Source organism: Arthrobacter sp. JCM 19049 (assembly GCF_001310435.1).
Genome location: NZ_BAXF01000380.1, coordinates 1 through 2,114, shown reverse-complemented (window position 1 = coordinate 2,114; position 2,114 = coordinate 1). Strand labels below are relative to the sequence as shown.

2 protein-coding genes are annotated in these 2,114 nt (G+C 67.2%); both read left to right on the top strand.

All coding sequences use genetic code 11. The annotated features are described in order from the left end of the window. Window positions 1-341 precede the first annotated feature (341 nt). A complete protein-coding gene (locus JCM19049_RS12405; RefSeq protein WP_054821745.1) occupies window positions 342-1,157 on the top strand; it encodes a hypothetical protein in 816 nt (271 codons plus the stop codon). Next, window positions 1,136-2,029 (top strand): hypothetical protein, encoded by an 894-nt coding sequence (locus JCM19049_RS12400; RefSeq protein WP_054821744.1) that lies wholly within the window; start codon window positions 1,136-1,138, stop codon window positions 2,027-2,029. Before JCM19049_RS12405 ends, JCM19049_RS12400 begins: the two co-directional genes overlap by 22 nt. Window positions 2,030-2,114 lie beyond the last annotated feature (85 nt).

Here is a 2,114-nt window from a genome sequence, read left to right as displayed (position 1 = left end):
CCGGGGGCCGGGCCGGGGGCGGTTCAGCAGTCTGGAAAGCCGGCGGCCAAAGTGCCGCATCCGGCTGCCGCCGGCAACGACCTCACGGGCGGGCACCTCGGTGGCCGGGCGCGGTGCCGGTTCGTCCTGGTGCGGCTCGGAATCAGGCTGCGGGTTCATGGTTTTGAGCTTACCCCCAGCCGGGGCGGTCAGGATGGATGTTGCGGGCCCGAGCCCGCACGCGGGTTGAGCATCCTCACAATCCGCGTCAGGAACCAAGTCCACGATCCACTCGTTAGACTTGAGTCGAAGACCTTGTGATCGTGATGCGAATGGGTGAAGCCGTGCGAAAAATACTACCGGTGATCGCGATGCTGATCGGGGCCGTGGCCCTGTTCATCGGCATCGGACAGAAGACGTTTTGGGCGCCGCCCGAAACGGTGACTGCCACCATGCCCGAATTCGACGGCAGCGCGCCGTTGACGGTGATCGAGCCGTCGATCAACGACGCGGACATCGCCCCGGTGGAGCTGCAGATCGAATCCGAGGGGCAGTTCACCGCTTCGCTGGGCCGCAGCTACGACGTGGAGGCCTGGGTGGGCGATGCCAAGCACGTCTCACTGACCGGCATCGACCGGGAGAACCACCGCCTGCAGGCCGAGCTGGTCGACGGCAAGGCCGAGGTGCCCAACCCGGCCGGCGGGGACATCTTCTTTGACTCCCAGCAGGCCGACGGGAAGATGACCTACCGCTGGACCGCGCCGGATAGCGGCTCCTGGTCGCTGCTGCTGGCCGCCGACGGCAAGCAGCCCGCCCCGGCGAAGATCTCGGTCACCTACGCGAACACCGCCACCATGCCCTGGGCGCTGCCGCTGATCATCATCGGTTCGCTGCTGATCGTGGTGGGCCTGGCCTTCCTGCTGGTGCGCCCCGCCGCCAAGCGCCCGGCGCGCCGGGTGAACACCCACAACTCCCTGGCCCTGGTCGCCGCCCTGTCCCTGGGCCTGTCCGGGGTGCTGATCCCGGCCGCCCCGAGCGATGAGTCCGCCAGCCCCAGGACGCCGAAAGCGCAACCCCCAGCGAACAGGCCAGCGACGCGGCCGCCGAGCAGTCCGCCTCGGCCACCCCCGAAGAGCAGACCGCCACCACCTTCCCCGTGGTCACCGAGGAACAGCTGAACCGCATCCTGGAGGATGTGAAGAAGCAGGTCGGCAAGGCCGATGACTCGCACAACGCCAAGGACCTTGACGCCCGCACCGCCGGGGCCTTCAAGTCCATCCGCTCCAGCCGCTACGAGATCCTGAAGAAGGACGTGAAGGTCGCCGAGCCGACGAAGCTGGCCACCGACGTCATCCGCTCCGCCGCGGTGCCCAACACCTCCGAGGCGAAGTTCCCGCGCGTGATCAACGTGGTCACCGCCAAGGACCAGGACCCGAACACGCTGCCGATCGCCATCACCCTGCGCCAGGAGAACGCGCGGGATAACTACAAGGTCGTCTTCGCCTCGCAGATGCTGCCCGGCGCCTCCTTCCCGGGCATCGCGGTGGGCGACCCGTCGGTGAAGCAGCTGGGCGCGGACGCCGAGGGGCTGAACACCAAGCCGCAGGACGCCATGAACCAGCTGGCCGACGTGCTGACCAACCCGAAGTCCAAGCAGGCCGGGAAGTTCGCCGAATCCGAGTTCATCAAGGCGGTGCACGCCGGACAGAAGTCGGAGAAGGACGAGGCCAACGAGGCCGACGTGAAGTACGAGCGCAAGCCCAGCGCCAAGGACACCACGGTGCTTTCCACCCCGGACGGCGGGGCGATCGTGACCGGGCTGATCAACTCGACCACCACGTTCAAGCGCACCGAGGACAGCGACCCGCTCAAGGGTGCCGATGAGCTGACCCGCAAGCTGCTGGGCAGCAGCTCCAGCACCGGGGACGTGCAGATCCGCTACGCTGAACCCGTGATGTTCTACATTCCCGCCGGGGACTCGAAGGACAAGATCTCCCTGATCGCCGGCGAAGTCGTACTGCTGGATGTCAAGCAGGTGAAGGAGAACTAATGAGCGAACAGAATATCCCCTCGGCCCGTGGGGCCGTGGATTTGACCGACCTGGCCGCCGCGGCCCAGCAGGCCGAGCAGATCCC